20 protein-coding genes are annotated in these 17,459 nt (G+C 70.2%); 12 read left to right on the top strand and 8 right to left on the bottom strand.

The window, feature by feature from the left end:
* Positions 1 to 17: 17 nt before the first annotated feature.
* The 7 genes from VM889_12140 to VM889_12110 all read right to left on the bottom strand — a co-directional run bounded on the left by VM889_12140 (position 18) and on the right by VM889_12110 (position 3,867).
* The gene (locus tag VM889_12140) at positions 18 to 470 is read right to left on the bottom strand and encodes a hypothetical protein (protein HVL49301.1); all 453 of its coding nucleotides are present in this window, start codon (positions 468 to 470) and stop codon (positions 18 to 20) included.
* A gap of 88 nt (positions 471 to 558) precedes the next feature.
* Complete coding sequence (locus VM889_12135) at positions 559 to 732, bottom strand: hypothetical protein (GenBank protein HVL49300.1); 174 nt, start codon at positions 730 to 732, stop codon at positions 559 to 561.
* A gap of 46 nt (positions 733 to 778) precedes the next feature.
* Positions 779 to 1,222, bottom strand: coding sequence for a hypothetical protein (locus tag VM889_12130; protein HVL49299.1), 444 nt, complete (start codon positions 1,220 to 1,222; stop codon positions 779 to 781).
* 61 nt (positions 1,223 to 1,283) lie between these two features.
* Positions 1,284 to 1,811 (bottom strand): hypothetical protein, encoded by a 528-nt coding sequence (locus tag VM889_12125; GenBank protein ID HVL49298.1) that lies wholly within the window; start codon positions 1,809 to 1,811, stop codon positions 1,284 to 1,286.
* Positions 1,812 to 1,856: 45 nt separating this feature from the next.
* Entirely contained in the window at positions 1,857 to 3,113 is a 1,257-nt protein-coding gene (locus tag VM889_12120; protein HVL49297.1) for an FAD-dependent thymidylate synthase, read from the bottom strand.
* Positions 3,114 to 3,163: 50 nt separating this feature from the next.
* Complete coding sequence (locus VM889_12115) at positions 3,164 to 3,508, bottom strand: thioredoxin family protein (GenBank protein ID HVL49296.1); 345 nt, start codon at positions 3,506 to 3,508, stop codon at positions 3,164 to 3,166.
* Between the two features lie 8 nt (positions 3,509 to 3,516).
* Positions 3,517 to 3,867, bottom strand: coding sequence for a hypothetical protein (locus VM889_12110; protein ID HVL49295.1), 351 nt, complete (start codon positions 3,865 to 3,867; stop codon positions 3,517 to 3,519).
* Positions 3,868 to 4,218: 351 nt separating this feature from the next.
* Between VM889_12110 and VM889_12105 the strand changes: the two genes are divergently transcribed.
* The 6 genes from VM889_12105 to VM889_12080 all read left to right on the top strand — a co-directional run bounded on the left by VM889_12105 (position 4,219) and on the right by VM889_12080 (position 10,786).
* Positions 4,219 to 4,893 carry a metal-dependent transcriptional regulator gene (locus tag VM889_12105; protein HVL49294.1) on the top strand — a complete coding sequence of 225 codons (675 nt, stop codon included), beginning with the start codon at positions 4,219 to 4,221 and terminating at the stop codon, positions 4,891 to 4,893.
* A 53-nt stretch (positions 4,894 to 4,946) separates the two neighbouring features.
* Positions 4,947 to 6,785, top strand: coding sequence for a S8 family serine peptidase (locus VM889_12100; GenBank protein HVL49293.1), 1,839 nt, complete (start codon positions 4,947 to 4,949; stop codon positions 6,783 to 6,785).
* A gap of 97 nt (positions 6,786 to 6,882) precedes the next feature.
* Positions 6,883 to 8,145 carry an FAD-dependent oxidoreductase gene (locus tag VM889_12095; protein HVL49292.1) on the top strand — a complete coding sequence of 421 codons (1,263 nt, stop codon included), beginning with the start codon at positions 6,883 to 6,885 and terminating at the stop codon, positions 8,143 to 8,145.
* A 36-nt stretch (positions 8,146 to 8,181) separates the two neighbouring features.
* Positions 8,182 to 8,526 (top strand): hypothetical protein, encoded by a 345-nt coding sequence (locus VM889_12090; GenBank protein HVL49291.1) that lies wholly within the window; start codon positions 8,182 to 8,184, stop codon positions 8,524 to 8,526.
* A gap of 37 nt (positions 8,527 to 8,563) precedes the next feature.
* The gene (locus VM889_12085) at positions 8,564 to 9,154 is read left to right on the top strand and encodes a hypothetical protein (GenBank protein HVL49290.1); all 591 of its coding nucleotides are present in this window, start codon (positions 8,564 to 8,566) and stop codon (positions 9,152 to 9,154) included.
* Between the two features lie 84 nt (positions 9,155 to 9,238).
* A complete protein-coding gene (locus VM889_12080) occupies positions 9,239 to 10,786 on the top strand; it encodes a hypothetical protein (GenBank protein ID HVL49289.1) in 1,548 nt (515 codons plus the stop codon).
* A 70-nt stretch (positions 10,787 to 10,856) separates the two neighbouring features.
* Here VM889_12080 and VM889_12075 read toward each other — a convergent pair whose 3' ends face one another.
* Positions 10,857 to 11,282, bottom strand: coding sequence for a hypothetical protein (locus VM889_12075; GenBank protein HVL49288.1), 426 nt, complete (start codon positions 11,280 to 11,282; stop codon positions 10,857 to 10,859).
* 73 nt (positions 11,283 to 11,355) lie between these two features.
* Here VM889_12075 and VM889_12070 point away from each other — a divergent pair, with 73 nt between their 5' ends.
* From VM889_12070 to sufD, 6 genes are all read left to right on the top strand, one after another.
* Positions 11,356 to 12,198 carry a winged helix-turn-helix transcriptional regulator gene (locus VM889_12070; protein ID HVL49287.1) on the top strand — a complete coding sequence of 281 codons (843 nt, stop codon included), beginning with the start codon at positions 11,356 to 11,358 and terminating at the stop codon, positions 12,196 to 12,198.
* 37 nt (positions 12,199 to 12,235) lie between these two features.
* Entirely contained in the window at positions 12,236 to 13,162 is a 927-nt protein-coding gene (locus VM889_12065; protein ID HVL49286.1) for a DMT family transporter, read from the top strand.
* Positions 13,163 to 13,248: 86 nt separating this feature from the next.
* Positions 13,249 to 13,746 (top strand): SUF system Fe-S cluster assembly regulator, encoded by a 498-nt coding sequence (locus VM889_12060; protein HVL49285.1) that lies wholly within the window; start codon positions 13,249 to 13,251, stop codon positions 13,744 to 13,746.
* Positions 13,743 to 15,191, top strand: a complete 1,449-nt coding sequence (sufB, locus tag VM889_12055; protein ID HVL49284.1) for a Fe-S cluster assembly protein SufB — start codon at positions 13,743 to 13,745, stop codon at positions 15,189 to 15,191. The genes VM889_12060 and sufB overlap by 4 nt, the downstream gene beginning before the upstream one ends.
* A 21-nt stretch (positions 15,192 to 15,212) precedes the next feature.
* Positions 15,213 to 15,971 (top strand): Fe-S cluster assembly ATPase SufC, encoded by a 759-nt coding sequence (gene sufC / locus VM889_12050; protein ID HVL49283.1) that lies wholly within the window; start codon positions 15,213 to 15,215, stop codon positions 15,969 to 15,971.
* Between the two features lie 5 nt (positions 15,972 to 15,976).
* Positions 15,977 to 17,302, top strand: a complete 1,326-nt coding sequence (gene sufD, locus VM889_12045) for a Fe-S cluster assembly protein SufD (protein HVL49282.1) — start codon at positions 15,977 to 15,979, stop codon at positions 17,300 to 17,302.
* Positions 17,303 to 17,459 lie beyond the last annotated feature (157 nt).

The following is a 17,459-nucleotide window of genomic DNA, read 5'->3' as shown; positions in this document are numbered from 1 at the left end:
AATCTTGCCCAGACGGGTCAGAGAATCGCGCGCTCGAGAAGCTCGTCCAGGATGAGGGCATGCTCCCCGTCCTCGGCGGCGAGGCGGCGGAGGCGCTCGGCGAGCGCGGGATTCGGGCAATCCGCTGCAGCCTGGAGGTAGAGAAGGACGGCATTGCGCTTCACCTCGGCGAGGCTTCCCAACATTTCACGGAAGCCCGTGTTGGGCGCCCGGGGGCGCTCGTCACGGTGCTCGCGGGCGCCCGGGAGCATGCGGCGCCATTGGATGAGGATGTCCTCCAATTCGTCCTTCTGACGCAGGGCGTCCATGATGATGCCCTGGAGGGTCCGCTCCGCCGGCTCGTCGGGCGCGAGCGCGAGGAGCTTCGGCATCCGCTCGGTCGACACGCGCTCCTTCACGAGGCGCACGGTATGGAGGTTCGCGAGATGGCGACGATACGTTTCGACCTCGCTCGTCTCGGGAAGGGCCATGACCGCCTTTCGGCGGCCATGGCATATCCTTCCTCCTGCGGCCGGACGGCCATGCAGGCGACGCATGCGTCGAGGTCGGCGCACCCGGTCAGACGCGCTCCTCGCGCGAGGGTTTCCGCTCGCCTTCGCCGAGCTTCATGTCGCGCTCGCCGCGCTCCTCGTCGCCGACGTTCCTGGGGACGTTCTTCTCCGTCTCGGGATTCTTCGGCTCGTCCGCCCGGCGGTCCTCGGGCCAGGGGCTCGGCTTCTTGGGTTGCTTCATGCAACGGGCTCGCGCGGCGACACGGATCAAGGATCCGGCCGCATCGTCAGGCGAGCTTGCCCGCCCGGACCGCGCGCGAGGCGGCGGCGACGCCGACGAAGCTCGCAAGGAGCGCGCCGTAGAAACCGGCGCCGAGGGCCGCCGTGGGATCGGCGGCCTTGAGGGGGACGAAGCGGGCGAGGTAGAACGCGACGGCGGCCGCGAAGAGCATGACGGATCCGACCCGGAGGTACATCGCGTTGCCGCGCAGGCTCCAGAGGAAAAGGACGAAGCTCGTCATGACGACGAGCGTGGGCAGCACGACGGGGCCGACGACCTCCTTGAGGGGCATGGACCAGACGTCGCCCGTCCCATCCCAGAGAGCGTGCTCGACGCGCGCGCCCGGGGCGCCCACGAGGGTCCAGGGGAGAAGGAAGGCGACGACGATGCCCGACGTCGCGAGCGTCGCGAGGATCTGGGAGGCGTGGCTTGCGCCCGCGGTCTTGGCCATGGCTAACCCATCCAGACCTTCGACCGCGGGCGCGGCCATGAAGCTTGCCTTTCGAGTCGCCTCAAAGCATCCCGTTGCGCGCGAGGACCGCGACGACCATGAGGACGACCGCGATGACCCCGAGGGCCGTGACGGTCATGCCGGCCTTCATCATGCGCTGCTGGATCGCAACCATCTCCGGGGTCGGAGGCGCGGGCGGCGTCCCGGGCGCCGGCGCGGGGCGGGCCTCGACGAGCGCGATGAGTTTCATGAGCGACGGGCGGGAGACGCCGAAGCCGAGGATGAGCATCACGACACCGATGATCAGCGAGGCGCCGAGCGAGATGTTCCAGAGGCTCCCCTCGTAGGCGATGTTCCCCGCGATCATGTATTGATTGATCACGCCGAACACGACAGTGACCGGCGCGGCGATGGCGAAGAGGTTCGACATGCGCTTGCCGATCGCGAGCGAGGCCGGACCCGCGATCGGGCCGGGCAGCTTCCGCATGGCGCCGCCGACGGCGTGGCCGAAGAACACGAGCCCGCCGACCCAGACGAGCCCGAAGAAGACGTGGATCAAACGGACGAGCAGCTGGACGTAATCCGCCATGGCGGGGGCAGCGACCCTCGGCCGATAAAGCATGCCGGTTGGAGATCACGGAGCATGGCGGTCGCGCGCCGCGAGCGCCGCGTGCAGGTGGGGGGCCTCGGCCTTGAGGTCGTCCTCCATCGCCGCCGCGTAGAGGGCGAGCTCCTTGAGCGCCGTCGGATGGTTGCGCAGGCCCACCATGTTCACGAGGCCGAGGCCGCGGAAGGTCCACACGAACGTGCGGAACTTCGCGAGCGTCTCGAACCACGACGCCATCTCGCGCGCGACCTTGCGGTCCACCCACTTGTGGTAGAGCTCCGCGCCGAGCGCGTTGAAGCGGTCGAGGTCCTCCTGGAACTCGCGGCCCATCTCGGGCGAGGCCGACCCGCGTTCGTACGAAAGCGGCGAGCCGACCTGCGTGCGCACCTCGTGCGGCTCGAGCTGGATCCATTCGTCGTAGAGGACGCTGTACCGGCCCGATTCGCCGTTCGGGCTGCTCTTGCGGTGGCGAACGAGGTCCCAGAAAACGTGGATGATGGCCCGCATCTGCCACGTGAAGACCCAGAGATTGAGGAGCGCCGGCCGGCGGTCGTAGCAGTAGGCGACGACGCCCGCGTCGTCGAGGCCCTCGACCGAGTTCCCCAGGTGCGCGCGAATGGCGGCGACCGCGTCCCGCTCCGTCGGGGGGTTCGCGACCATCTCGACGTGAGCGAGGCCGGAAAGCGCGTCGCGGCGCAACCCCTCGAGCGTCATGCCCGCGCTCCGGAGATACGCGCTCGTGCCGTGCACGACGCCCTGCTCGTGGAACCGCATGAGGATCGCCGAGGCGATCGCGAACGCGTCCTCGTCCCCCGCGCGGCGGGCCCTTCGATGGAGCGTCATCGCATGGCGGAAGTTCAGCGTCCAGGGGAAGCTGATCGTCCCCGAGAGCGCGTCGTCCTCGCAGTCGATCTCGTCGGGCACGAGGTTGCGCAGCCCGCGCGGCGCTCGGCGGATGCGGAGGAGCATCCCGTGCTGCTCGCAGGGCGTCTCGTGGCCTTGCCCGAGGAGGCGGTACACGAGCCCTGCCTGCGCGGGGCGGCCGCCGTTCTGCGCGACCCACGCGGCGTCCGCGTTGAGCGCGGCGGTCTCCTCCGGCGTGCGGACGTCCTCGGGGCCGAGCGCGGCCTTGTGCTTCGCGAACGACGCGCGGGCGCCGTTCACGATGCTCACGTCGTCGGCGCGGGAGGGTCGGCGGACGATGAATCCGACCGGCTTCAGGATGAGGCGCGCGTCCTCGGGGACGGCGCTCGTCTTGCGCGCGGGCGTCGCGGCGGCCTGCATGGGCCGCGGAAAGGGGCCACGCATCAAGAGTCTTTGGCCGCCCGGAGGCGTCAGCCGCCGCGCATGCGCCTGCGAAGCGCCGCCGCCATCTCGGCGGGCGCGTCCTCGGGCAGGCCCCACCCGCGCTTGCCGTCGCGGCGGGCGACGAGCTCGCCGTCGTAGAACGCGGCGATGGAGGGCACGATCTCGAGACCGAAAGCGTCCCAGAGGGGCCCGTCGTCGTCCGAGGCGTCCGCGAACGCGTGGGGGACGTCGGGGTGCTTCTCCGCGTAGGCGGTCGCGATCGGGGCGAATCGGCGGCAGGAGCCGCACCAGTCGGCGACGAAGGTCACGACGACCGGCCCGGCGCGCTTGAGGCGCGCGCCGTCGAAGTCGGCCTCGGTGAGGACGTCCACGGCGTCGCCTATCCGGACCTGCGTCTTAAGGCGTGCGCAAGGCGCGCCAGGGAAAACCGGTTGCGGCGGCGCCGCGCGGCGAGCGCGCCGAAGACCACGGTGGCGACGTCGTCGCGCAGATGCGCGAGGGGCGCGCGCATCGGGTCGTGCCGGTCGCGGTGGAAGACGTAGTGCGTCGGCGTGACGTGGACGTGCACGACGCCGTCGCGCCACTGCGTGAGCCACCGGGCGCCCGTCCTCGGCAGCCCGATCGACCGCCGCCACCGCGGATGCGGCGGGCCGAATTCGGCCCTCGGCACGGCGAGCGGCGCCCCGGGCGGAAGCGCATCGAGCGCGCGCTGCACGTCGGCGTAGCGCATCGTTCTCCCCGTTGCGCGTCATGCGACACGTACCTTTCGGACGCGACGTCCGGTCCCGGACCCGGTCCCGGTCCCGGTCCCGGTCCCGACGCCCGGACCCGGGCCCGATGCCCGGCACCCGGCGCCCGGTCCCGGCACCCGACACCCGGCGCCCGGTCCCGGCGCCCGGTCCCGGCACCCGACGCCCGATGCCCGGCACCCGGTCCCGGCGCCCGGTCCCGGGCCCGATGCCCGGCACCCGGCCCCCGGTCCCCGGTCCCGGCACCCGACGCCCGATGCCCGGCGCCCGGCGCCCGGTCCCCCCTCTTCCTCGCCGCGCGGTTTATGGCGGTCGGGCTTCGTAGCGCCTTCGTGCCCCGCCCGCCGGCCGTAACGCACGCGATGGAGGATTACCTGAAGGCGATCTTCCAGCTGACGGAGGAGAAGGGCGGAACGGTGTCGACGACGGGTCTCGCGGAGCGTCTCGCGGTGGCGCCGGCGAGCGTCACGAACATGCTGAAGAAGCTCGCGGAGCTGGAGCTCGTGCAGCACGAGCCGTACCGCGGCGTGGTGCTGACGTCGGCGGGGCGGAAGATCGCGCTCGAGATCATCCGGCATCACCGGCTCATCGAATTGTACCTCGTGGAGGCCCTCGGGATGGGGTGGGACGAGGTGCACGAGGAGGCGGAGCGCCTGGAGCACGTCATCTCGGAGGCCTTCGAGGATCGCATCTCGGCGGCGCTCAAGGACCCCCGGTTCGATCCGCACGGGGACCCGATCCCGACGAAGGAGCTAGAGTACCGCCCGGGCGGCCTCGTGAGCCTCGCGGACCTCGCGCCGGGCGCGGAGGCGGTGGTGGGCCGCGTGTCGGATCGCGACCCGGGCGTGCTGCGGCGCCTCGCCGATCTTGGGCTCTTTCCGAACACGGGCGTCCGCATGGTGGAGCGCGACGCGGCGACGGGCATCGTGCGGGTGGCGGTCGAGGGCGCGGTGCGGGCCGTCGCGGCCGACCTCGCGCGCGCGGTGCAGGTCGCGCCCCGCCGTTAGACACCCATGGTTTTTAGCCTGCGACGACGTGTCACGATGTGGGAGGCTCCGCCTTGCACCGTCAGGTCACCGTTGCGATCGCTGTCATGACTCTTGTTTCGACCCTTGCCCTCGCCGCTCCGTCGGCCGCCTATTCCTCCGTTCTCGCACCACCTGTCGCGGACGCTCTTCGCGCGGACGGCGCGGGCGCCTTCATTGTCACGTTCGCGCCCGGCGTGGACCGCGAGGCCGCGCTCGCGGATGCAGGGCTCGAAGCCCGGATCGTTTTCGAATCCTTTCCGATCGCGTATGCCGCGGGTCCCGCGGCCGCTTGGCGCGTTCTCGCCTCGACACCGGGTGTCCTCGCCGTGGAGCGCGACGAGCCCTTCGGTTATCACCTTTCGACCGCCACTACCGCGACCCGGGCGCGCGCCGTCCACACGGCGCTCGGCGTCGACGGGACGGGCGTTGGCGTCGCCGTCGTGGATACCGGCGTCGACTGTGGGCATCCCGATCTCCAGGGCCGCTGCGCCCGCAACCTCCGAAACGTCGGCGGGCAAGGGGTATGGGTCGCCGTCGAGAACTCCGACGAGCACAGCGGGCACGGAACGCATGTGGCGGGCATCGTCGGGAGCGAAGGCGTCGCCTCGAGCGGGCGCGTGAAAGGCGTAGCCCCTGGGGCTCGGCTTTACACATACGGTTTGGGCGCCGGCAACAGCATCCTCGGCTCCACGAGCGCTTGGAACCATGTCCTCGCAAACCCGAAGGCGGCAGGCGAGCCCCCCATTCTTGTGGTGACGAACTCGTTCGGCGGCACCGGAAACCCAACCGTTGCCGAGACGACGGCCATCCGCGCGATGGTGAACGCCGGGATGACTGTCGTCTTTTCCGCCAGCAACAACGGTGACGGCGGGGAGGGCACGGACAGCGTGAACCGGCTGTGCAAGATCAAGGCCGGGAACAACGCAAACCTTCCCGGCGTCGTCTGCGTCGCGAACTACGCTGATGGCGGCGTGGGCTCGACGGAGGGCGGCCTCGACACATCGTCGAGCCGCGGTCTCGGCGGCGCGGACATGTCATCGTGGCCGGACGTCGCCGCGCCCGGCAATTGGATCGAGTCCACGCGCTCCCGCACAGCTTTCGTGGCAGGCTCGCCTGTTTATTCAGGAAAGTACGCGGAAACAGATCCCGTGCATTATATGATCACAAGTGGCACGAGCATGGCCGCCCCGCACGTCGCGGGCGTCGTTGCCCTCATGCAGGCGGCGCGCCTTGCGGCCAACGTCGCCCCCCTGTCGCCCGCGACCGTCGAAGCGATGCTGAAAGCGACGGCGTACCCGTTCGCGAACTACGCGCCGTACCCGAACCGCCATGCGGGCCACGGCCTCGTCGATGCGCGGGCGGCCGTCGATGCCGCGCTTGCAGCGCCCCTCACGCCGCGCGACGCCGCGCTCGCGGTCAACACGAACAGCGTATGGGGCGTCGTCTTCAGCGGCCCGACGGCCGGCTCGCTGAACCCGGGCGCCGGGAGCCTTCAGGCGAACGCGATCACGGACCTCGAGGGTCTCGGCAAGCCTGTGCCGTCGACGGACGTCCTCGTTCCGGGGGCGCGGTTCTTGAGCGTGCGCGTGTTCGCGGAGGACGCGGGCGTCACGGCGCTCGGCACCGTGGGCGCCAACGTGACGGTCCGGGCGAAGATCGAATATCTCGGGAGCGGCATCGCCCACGAACCCGCGACGTCCCGCGCGGGCTCGCCGACGGGCACGTGGTTCCAGACCCCGACGCTCGCCTATGCGTACGGCGTCGACGGCGACGTCCGCGTCACGCTCGAACTGGACGTGAACGGCGACGGCGTCGTCGACCCCGCGACGGACGTGACCCACACGTTCGTCTACGATGACGGTCTCCCCTGAGGCCCCACGTGGCGTGGCACACCGTGCCACGCCGCCTTCCGGCCTCCAAACCTTTATGGCTTTACTCCAAGTCAGACGATCGGCCCGGTCGATCCCCATGGCGAAGGAGAAGTACCTCATCATCGGCGACGGCATCGCCGGCGCGACCGCGGCGGAGACGCTCCGGTCCCGCGACGCCGACTCCGAGATCGCCATCATCACGAACGAGGGCGAGCCCCTCTACAACCGCGTGATGATCAAGGACTACGCGAAGGGGGAGAAGGAAGAGGACAAGTGCAAGATCCACGACGTGAAGTGGTACACGGACCGGCGGATCGACCTGCACCTGTACACGACCGTCGCGATGGTGGACGACAAGAACAAGGTCGTCATCTGCGAGGACGGCTCCCGCTTCGACTACACGAAGCTCCTCGTCGCGACGGGGGGCACCCCGCGCAAGTACCCCGTCCCGAACGGGCAGGCCGACGGCGTCTACAATTTCTGGACGTTCGCGGACGCGCGCGCGATCCGCGCCGCGGCCCAGGAGGCGAAGCACGGCGTCGCGATCGGCGCGGGTCTCCTCGGCATCGACCTCGCCGTCATCTTCGCGAAGAACAAGGTGCCCACGAAGTACATCATGCGGGGCAACCGCTGGTGGCGCGAAGGCATCAACAAGGAAGGCTCGGAGATCGTGGAGAAGGCGCTCGCGGACATGGGCGTCGAATGTCTCTTCTTCGAGACGCCGACCGAGTTCCGCGTCGACGACCGCAACCACGTGCGCGGCCTCGTCACGGACAAGGGCAAGGAATACCCCGCCGACATCGTGGGCGTCGCGATCGGCCTCAACATGAACCTGCGCCCCGTCGCGTCCTCGAACGTGAAGACGGGCGAAGGCATCCTCTGCGACCAGTTCCTCCGCACGAGCGTGCCGGACGTCTGGGCCGCGGGCGACATCGCGCAGTACTTCGATCCGCTCCTCAACCGCCTCAACATCAACGGCTCGTGGGCGAGCGCGAAGCGCCAGGGCGAGGTCGCGGCGCTCAACATGCTCCAGGCCTCGACCGGCATCGGCGAGCCCACGCCGTTCGAGTTCGTGGACACCTACACCATCTCGCACTTCAAATTCCCCGTGATGAGCGTCGGGAACATCATGGGCGACGAGTTCACGGAGGCGGTCGTGGGCGAGGGCGCCTACCGCCGCCTCGTGTTCAAGGACAACAAGCTCATCGGCGCCGTGCTCATCGGCGACGCGAAGGCGCTGCCGCACCTCAAGAAGATCGTCATCGGCCGGATCGACTGCACGAACCTGAAGCAGGAGTTCCTCAAGGCCGATTTCGACTTCAAGGGCCTCGCCGCGAGCGTGAAGGTCAACCCGGCTTGACGCGGGCTTGAAACCGAGCGGAGGCCTTGGATCCCCGTGCGCGTCCGGACGCCCTCGAAGCCCGCCCTCGCGCTCGTGGCCGCCTCGCTCCTCAACCTCGCCGTCGTCTACGTCGTCGTCAGCGGCCGCCCCGGTTTTTTCGAGCTGCTTTTCGTGTGGGCCGGCATCCTCTCCGCGCTTGAGGCCTGGGGCGCGGGTCGTCTCCTCGAGTCGCGCGCGAGCTTCGTCCCGACGCTCGCCGTCGTCCTCGGCGTCCTGCAGCCGCTCGTCTTCGTCGCGGCGAGGGCCGGCGACGCCGCCGTCGCGCTCTCCGCCGCCGTCGCCGTCGCTTCCGTGCTCCCGTCGTGGGCGGCGAAGGCGGGCTTCGCCTGGCGGCCGTGACCGGCAGCCCCAAGAGCGGACGGGACGCTCCCGCCGCGTGAACTTCGCGCCGCGCCTGCACGCGCTCCTCGCCCGGGCGCCGGTCCACGGGCCCGACGCCGCGCGGGAGGCGCTCGCGTTTCCAGGCTTGGCGTTCGCGTACGAGGCCGGGGAGACGCTCGCGGATGGCGCGCCCCGCATCGTCCGCGTCGAGGCCTCGTCGCCCCGCGGCGCCGTCGCGGACGTCGTGCTCGGCGCCTACGCGGGGATGCGCGACCGGTGGGCCTTCCGCCGGCTCGTCGGCGACGCCCTCGCGCGCGGCCGCGGCGACAAGGCGCTCGCGGAGCGGTGGGCGCGGCCCGGCGAAGACGCCGCGACCGCGGACCTCGAAGCCGAGGTGTCGACGTGGATGCGCGAGCGCGTCGCGTTCAGGACGCTCGTCGTCGACAGCCCGGAGATGCGCCGGCAGCTCGCCGCGCGCGCGACGCGCACGCTCGCGCTCGCCCGGGTGCGACCGTCGCCCGTCTGGCGCGGCCTGGCCTCGGGCGCGAAGGCCGTGCGCGAGAGCGGGCTCTGGGAGACGCATCACGTCGCCTCCGGGATCGCGCTCGTCGAGGCGGACCTCCTCGTCCTGAAGGATGGCCTCTGAGACCTGCCCCGTACGGATCGGAAGCGAGAGGTCGGGTTCATCGGAGTGATACTGTCATGAAGGCCCCGACTCTTGCAGGGGGCCATGCCGAAGCTCGGACTCGTCGCCATGGCGGGCCTCATCGCTTTCTCGAACGTGATCGGCGTCGCGGCCGGTTCGAACGAGGACGGGATCACGATCCCCTATCCGAGGGCGGGTCAAGTGCACGTCGTGGGTCCCCACACCTGGGCTTGGGGCGACGAAATCCTCGAACTCGAAGATGCGTGGGGCGTCCGCCGTGAAGTCGTGGCCTTGGATCTGAGCCACCTGCCCCCGGCCTTCGTTTCGCTCCACCACGCCGTCTCGGTGGCCACGGTCGTCCAGACGGATAACCAAAATTCGAGGGACATATCCCACTTCCGCGACCGACGCGCCACCGACGTCGAAGGACTCGCCTACGTGCGACACGGTCACATCACGCTGGGCCTCATGGGGAAGACGATCGCCCCCGGGGACATCGTCTCGACCACGCCGGGCCACGAATGGAACGGCCGTTACGTGGCCGTTGGATGGGAGGACGTCGAGGGGAAACGCCTCTTCCGCGTCGAGGTTGAACACGAGCTTTGGGGGGTTACGTCCCGTCACACGTTCTGGTACGATGGTGAGCATCCCGTGCCTTCGCGCGGTCTCTGGTTCGGCCAATATCTCCGGCTTCTCACCTCGGTCGGCGGGGACCCCGACGCCCCGCGACTCGCCCCGAAGAATCCTGCCCAACCCTTCCCCGCCGTCCACGTGGACGCGACGTGGGTCCCCCTGACGCGCGACGGCCCCGCTGAGCCGATGCGTGCGGGTTTCACGTTGCAAGAGGCCGTCGCCGCCTTCCGGGCGACGTTCGCGACGTGGATGGAGGCAAACCCCGAAGCCTACCTCGTCAAGGCGACCTACGACGTTGAGGACCCGGTGTTCGCCCGCGAATTCATGGAGCCGACCCGAACGGGCCATGATACCGTCTTTTCCTGGTCGCTCGTCTACGCCGTCGGCCACGAAGGGCGAAGCGCCTTGATCCACAAGGCGGCCGCCCCCGGCGCGCTGCCCTTCGTCGTCTGGAAGGGGACCGCCTCCTACGGCCTCCCCATGAGGCCGTTCTCGTATTACGAAGGAAAAATGGTCGCCTGCGCCGAGCACGCGGATCGCGCGGCTCTCGCCGCCGCCGAAGGCCGGGAAGCCGACGTTCGGACGGGAACGTTCGAACTCACACCCTACCGACACGTATGCTCCGTGAACCACGCCACCAAAGAAGGCGACGTGAGCTACGCGCCGACCCCGTCCGGCATCGCCGACACGTGGCACGTCCATGGAGCGTCGGTCCATCCACTCTCGGGTCGTGTCGAGTGGCGAAGCGCCGGAACCGGTTCGTCGGAATATCGCTTCGTCACAGAAGAAGACGGTCAGAACTCCAACCCCTGCGACGACCTCCGCGACAACGACGGCGACGGTCGCATCGACATCGTGGACGGCGGATGCTGGGAGAGCGGGAGCGAAAGCCCCGATCCCGAATGCTGGGACGGCTACAACAACGATGGCGACATCTACCCGGACTGGCCCCTCGACCCCGACTGCGAAAGCCTGTGGGACCCAGACGAGAGCAGCTGACGCGACGGGCGGGCTGAAGCCTTCGCCAGACGGCGTGCGAGTCGTGGCCGCCCGCGCCTGGCCTCCGTGTTCAGGGTTTGTGCCGGCGAGCGGGGCCGCGTTGACGCCCGGGCTCGATCGGCTCGTCGCCGAAGAGCTCCTTCAAGCGGGCGCTGAGCGGAGGGGCCTCCGCGCGCGACCACGGGTCGTCGCGGTGCATGACGCCGCGCGCCCGCTCGAGCGACTTCGCCTTGATGAGTTCACGCTCGCGCCGCTCGCGAAGCGCCTTCTCCTCCTCGCGCTTCGCGGCGCGCGATTCCGCGGCGGCTTTGCGCGGATCGCGCGTCGCGACGGTCGCGGGCGGCGCGGCGCCCGGGGCGCGCCGGGGGGCGTCCGGGGCGTAGGACGGCGTCGTGACGCCCGCGAGCTCGCGCTCGCGGCGCTCGCGCAGGCGCTTCGCCTCCTCCTCCTTCTCGCGGCGCTCCTCGGGGGTGAGCCGGCGACGTGGCTCGGGCACGGGCCTCCCAAGGGCGCGCCCCGGATTTAACCCTGAAGCGAACGTTGATCCCGCCGCCCCCCTCTCGAGAGGCGTGGGTCTCGTCCTTTCGACCCGGTCGGTCGCGCCGCTCGACGCCAAGGGCGCGGCGCTCCTCGGCGAGGCCGCCGACGCGGGCGCGACGCTCGCGGCGCGCCTCGGCGCCCCGGGCGGGCCCGACCCGGCGGTCGCGGGTCGCGGCGCGCGGTTCGTCTACCGCCGATGGGTGCTGGAATCGCTCCTTGTCCTGGGAGCGCGCGGCCCGATGGGCTTCAACGACCTGCGCCGCGCGCTCGGCGGACTCGCGGGCGAGAGCCTCGCATCGAAGCTCGACGACCTCGCGCTCCACGGCCTCCTCGAGCGCGAGCGTCTCCCGGGGCCCGCGCGGCGCGTGCGTCTCGGCCTCACGCCGCGCGGCGAGCGCCTCGCGTGCGCGACGTACGCGCTCGTGATCGCGAAATCCGAGCATGCGCGTCTCCTCGCGGGCGCGTCGAGCGCGGTTCGCGCCCCCGCGCCCGTCGCCGGCCTCGGATCCGCGCGCGCCCTGCGTCGTTTCGTCGCCTGCACCGCCCGATTCGCCCGCGAACACGGGGCGCGCGCCCCGCCCGCAGGGCTCGAGGACGGGCTCGCGACGGCGCGGCGGTTCGCAAAGACGTGCGTGCGTCGATGGCACGGGGAGACGCTCGCCGCTCTCGCCTTCGCGGGACCGTTGCGCTTCACCGGGATCCGCGCGCGCTTGGGCGCCGGCGACGAGGCGCTCACGCGCGCGCTCTCGGAACTTTCGCGCCTGCGCGCCGTCGAGCGGACGGGGGGCGCCTACGCCATCACCGCCGAGGGCCGGTTCGACGTGGCGATGGGGCTCCCGATCCCGCTCCTCGCGTCGCTCCACGCAGCCTGACTTCCTGCCTTATCCGTCCCCGCGACGATGCAGGGGCATGCACGACGCCTCCCCCCGCGCGACGCCGACCGCCCTCATCGTCGCGGCTTTCGCGGCGGTGGTCGTGTTCCTCGGCGTGAATTTCGTGGCGGTCCGCGTGAGCAACCGCGAGCTCGCCCCCTTCTGGGGCGCGGCGCTTCGGTTTTTCATCGCGGGGGCGATCCTTCTTGCCCTCGTCCGCCTCCGGCGCGTGCCGCTCCCCTCGGGCTCCGGGCTCCGGGCGGCCGGCTGGTTCGGCCTCCTCTCCTTCGGCGCGTCGTACGCCTTCCTTTACTACGCCCTCCTCGCGGCGCCCGCAGGCGTCGCGTCCGTCGCGTTCGCGACGATGCCGCTCCTTACTCTCGTCATCGCGGCGGCCTTCGGGCTCGAGCGTCTCACGGGCCGCGGCGTCGCGGGCGGCCTCCTCGCGGTCGCTGGGATCGCCCTCGTCTTCCGCGAGCAGCTCACGACGGAGGTGCCGCTCGCGTCGCTCCTCGCCGTGCTCGCGGGGGCGGCCGCGGGGGCCCTCGCCACCGTGCTCCTCAAGCGCGCGCCGCGCATGCATCCGCTCGCCGCCAACGCGGTCGCGATGCCCATCGGCGCCGTCTCGCTCCTCGCGCTCTCGCTCGTCGCGCGCGAGCCGATCGTGTTCCCCGCGCTGCCCTTGACGTGGGGCGTCCTCGCGTGGCTCGTCACGTCCTCGATCATTGGCTTCGGGCTGCTCGTCTGGATCCTCGCCCGCTGGTCCGCGTCCGCGGTGAGCTACACGGCCGTGCTCATGCCGCTCGTGACCGTGACCGTCGCCGCGGCGCTCACGGGCGAGCCGCTCACCCCGGCGCTCGCGCTCGGGGGCGCGGTGACGCTCGCCGGCGTGTGGCTGGGGGCGCTTTCCAGGCCCCGCCCGGCACCCGCCGCCGCGGCGCCCGCGCCGGGCGGGCGAGCCTGACACGTGCTAACGCGATTCCAGCGAGATTCCGCGTTCGGAAGCCTGTAATGGCTGAGCCTTTTTATACTGGACCGCTTTTGTCCCATTTGGAGAGCTGCATGATCCGCGTCTCGCGCCTCACGGACTACGGCCTGATGCTGCTGGTCCACATCGCCGCCCACCCCGGGCGCCCGATGCACACGGCGCGCGACCTCGCGAGCGAGACCGAGCTTCCGCTGCCCACCGTGAGCAAGCTCCTCAAGGCCCTCGCGCGCGCCGGCATCCTGACCTCGCACCGCGGCGTCGCGGGCGGTTACGGCCTCGCCCGCGCGGCGCGCGAAACGACCGTCGCGGACATCGTGACGGCGCTCGACGGCCCGATCGCGCTCACGCTCTGCACGGAAGGCGCCGGCCGCTGCGACTTCGAGGATGCGTGCCCCGCGCACAGCAAGTGGCAGGCGTTGAACGACGCCATCCGCGGCGCGTTCGAATCCGTCACGCTCGCCGACATGGCCGCCCCGAGCGGCCCGCGCTTCGTGGCGCTCGGCGGTCTCGCCGCGCACCCGATCGCCGCCTCTCCCGAACCCCGGAGGACCCGCCCATGACGTCCAACGAGACCATCCAGGAGCTCGCCGAGCGCGAGTACAAGTACGGCTTCGTCACCGACCTCGAGGCCGACGCCGTCCCGAAGGGGCTGAACGAGGACGTCATCCGCACCATCTCGGCGAAGAAGAACGAGCCCGCGTGGCTCCTCGAATGGCGCCTCAAGGCGTACCGCCACTGGCTCACGATGAAGGAGCCGACGTGGCACAACGTCCACTATCCCCCCATCGACTACCAGGACATCGTCTACTATTCGGCGCCGAAGACGCAGACGAAGGACGGCCCGAAGTCGCTCGACGAGGTGGACCCGAAGGTCCTCGAGATGTACAACAAGCTCGGCATCCCGCTCAAGGAGCAGGAGCGCCTCCAGGGCATTGCCGTCGACGCCGTCGTCGACTCCGTGTCCGTTACGACGACGTACCAGAAGGAGCTCGCGAAGCACGGCATCATCTTCTGCTCGTTCTCCGAAGCGGTCCAGAATCACCCGGAGCTCGTCAAGAAGTGGCTCGGCACCGTGGTGCCCTACTCGGACAACTTCTTCGCGGCCCTCAACTCCGCCGTGTTCAGCGACGGATCGTTCTGCTACATCCCGAAGGGCGTCCGCTGCCCGCTCGAGCTCTCCACGTATTTCCGCATCAACGCCGCGGACACGGGGCAGTTCGAGCGCACGCTCATCGTCGCCGAGGAAGGCGCCTACGTGAGCTACCTCGAAGGCTGCACCGCGCCCATCCGCGACAAGAACCAGCTCCACGCGGCCGTGGTCGAGCTCGTTACGCTCGACGACGCCCAGATCAAGTACTCCACCGTCCAGAACTGGTACCCCGGCGACAAGGACGGCAAGGGCGGCATCTACAACTTCGTGACGAAGCGCGGCAAGTGCATCGGCAAGCGCTCGAAGATCTCCTGGACGCAGGTCGAGACGGGTTCCGCGATCACGTGGAAGTACCCGAGCTGCATCCTCCAGGGCGACGACTCGGTCGGCGAATTCTACTCGGTCGCCGTCACGAACAACCGCCAGCAGGCGGACACCGGCACGAAGATGATCCACATCGGGAAGAACACCCGCTCGACGATCGTCTCCAAGGGCATCTCCGCGGGCTTCGGCCAGAACACCTACCGCGGGATGGTCCGCATCATGAAGAACGCCGAGGGCGCGCGCAACTACAGCCAATGCGACTCGCTCCTCATCGGCGACAAGTGCGGCGCCCACACGTTCCCGTTCATCGAGGTCAAGAATTCGACGGCGCAGCTCGAGCACGAAGCGACCACGTCGAAGATCGGCGAGGACCAGATCTTCTACTGCAAGTCGCGCGGCCTCTCCGCCGAGGACGCGACGTCGATGATCGTGAACGGCTTCTGCAAGGAGGTCTTCCGCGAGCTTCCCATGGAGTTCGCGATCGAGGCCCAGAAGCTCCTGAGCGTCAGCCTCGAAGGCAGCGTCGGCTGAGCGGATGTGACTTTCATGACCATGCTCGAGATCAGGAATCTGCATGCGAAGATCGGCGACAAGCGCATCCTGCGCGGCGTCAACCTCACGGTGAACCCGGGCGAGGTCCACGCCATCATGGGCCCGAACGGCTCCGGCAAGAGCACGCTCGCGGGCGTGCTCGCCGGTCGCGAGGCCTACGAGGTCACGGAGGGCGAGGTCCTCTACGAGGGCCGCAACCTCCTGGACATGGACCCCGAGGAACGCGCCCAGGCGGGCCTCTTCCTCGCCTTCCAGTATCCCGTCGAGATTCCCGGCGTGCAGAACACGTACTTCCTCAAGAGCGCCCTGAACGCAATCCGCAAGTCGCGCGGCGAAAGCGAGCTGCACACGCTCGAGTTCCACAAGCTCGCGCAGGAGAAGCTCAAGCTCGTGGAGATGGACCCGTCGCTCCTCACACGCGCGGTCAACGACGGATTCTCGGGCGGCGAGAAGAAGCGCAACGAGATCTTCCAGATGGCCGTGCTCGATCCGAAGCTCGCGATCCTCGACGAGACGGACTCGGGCCTCGACATCGACGCGCTGCGCGTCGTCGCAAGCGGCGTCAACAAGCTCCGCGACGAAAAGCGCGCGATGATCGTCGTGACGCACTATCAGCGTCTCCTCAATTACATCGTGCCCGACCACGTGCACGTCCTCGTGGAAGGCCGCATCGCGAAATCCGGCGGAAAGCAGCTCGCCCTCGACCTCGAGGCGAAAGGGTACGCCTGGCTCGAAGCTGAGGCCAAGGCCGCCCGGTGATCGCCATGTCGCAGGCCGTCACGAAGACCGACTTCTGGGCCGAGCGCTTCCGCGCGCTCGAGGCCGCGCTTCCCGGCGCGAAGGTCGCCTGGGTCGCGAAGCTCCGCCAGGCCGCCCTCGCCCGATTCCTCGCGAAGGGCTTTCCCACCACCAAGGTCGAGGCGTGGAAGTACACGGACGTCTCCGCGGTCGCGAAGACGGCGTGGACGCCGGCGGGCCCCGCGCGCGCCGACCACGGAGCGCTCGCGCCGTACCTGTTCCCGGGCGCCGACGAGGGCGCGCGCATCGTCCTCGTGGACGGCCGCCACGCGCCCACCCTTTCCGACGTCTCGCGGCTTCCCGCGGGCGTCACCGTCGAGTCGCTCTCCTCGGTCCTCGCGAAGGACCCGAAGTCGCTCGAGGGCCTTCTCGGCTCCGAGCCGGTCGACGAGGACGACGCTTTCGAAGCGCTCAACACGGCGTTCTTCGCCGACGGCGTCGTGGTCCGCGTCGCGCGCGGCGCCGTCGCCGAGCGGCCCATCCACGTCGTCCACTACCAGACGGGCGCGGAGCGCGCATTCGTCGCCTCGCGGGTGTTCGTCGTCGCCGAGGCTTCGAGCCAGGCGAGCGTCGTCGAGACGCACGCAGGCCCCGCGGGCGCGTACCTCTCGACCGCGGTCACCGAGATCCTTGCCCGCGAGAACGCGGTCGTGGAGCATCTTCGCGTGCAGCGCGAATCGGACGCCGCGACGCACGTCGCGCGCACCGCGGTCCGCCAGGGCCGCTCGAGCACGGTCACGACGAACTCCGTCTCGATCGGCGCATCGCTCGCGCGGCACAATCTCGTGAACGTCCTCGACGGCGAAGGCGCGTACGCGGAGCTGGACGGCCTCTTCCTCGTCACGGGTCGGCAGCACGTCGACAACCATACACTCATCGACCACGCGAAGCCCCACTGCGGAAGCCGCGAGTTCTACAAGGGCGTCGCGACCGGCCACGCGCGCGGCGTCTTCCTCGGGCGCATCATCGTGCGGCCGGACGCCCAGAAGACCGACGCGAAGCAGACCAACAAGAACCTGATCCTGTCGAAAGACGCGCTCATTGACTCGACGCCCCAGCTCGAGATCTATGCGGACGACGTCAAGTGCACGCACGGGTCCACGACGGGGCAGATCAGCGCCGATGCGCTGTTCTACCTCCGCGCCCGCGGCATCCCGGAGGGCGAGGCGCGCGCGATCCTCGTTCGCGCGTTCGCGGGCGACGTGCTCGCGCGCATCAAGCACCCGGCGGTCCGCGAGCGCGTCGAGGCGCTCGTCGCGGGCTGGCTCGACCGCGAGGCGCGCGAAGCCTGATCGACGTTTGCGGGCCGGACCCGTCCCGAGCGGCGTCCCCTGGGGCCCTTCGGCCCCGGCCCGATTCGCGTAGCGCTTTCGTGTCGGTCGGCGGAACGCGGCTCAAGGATCCGCCTCCGGGCCCCTTCCTCCGACCGTTGCCCCGCCCCCCTTCCCC

This window comes from Candidatus Thermoplasmatota archaeon (assembly GCA_035540375.1).
Lineage (GTDB): Archaea > Thermoplasmatota > SW-10-69-26 > JACQPN01 > JAJPHT01 > DATLGO01.
Note: the sequence above shows the minus strand (reverse complement) of the source record. Positions and strands in the feature narration are given on the sequence as shown.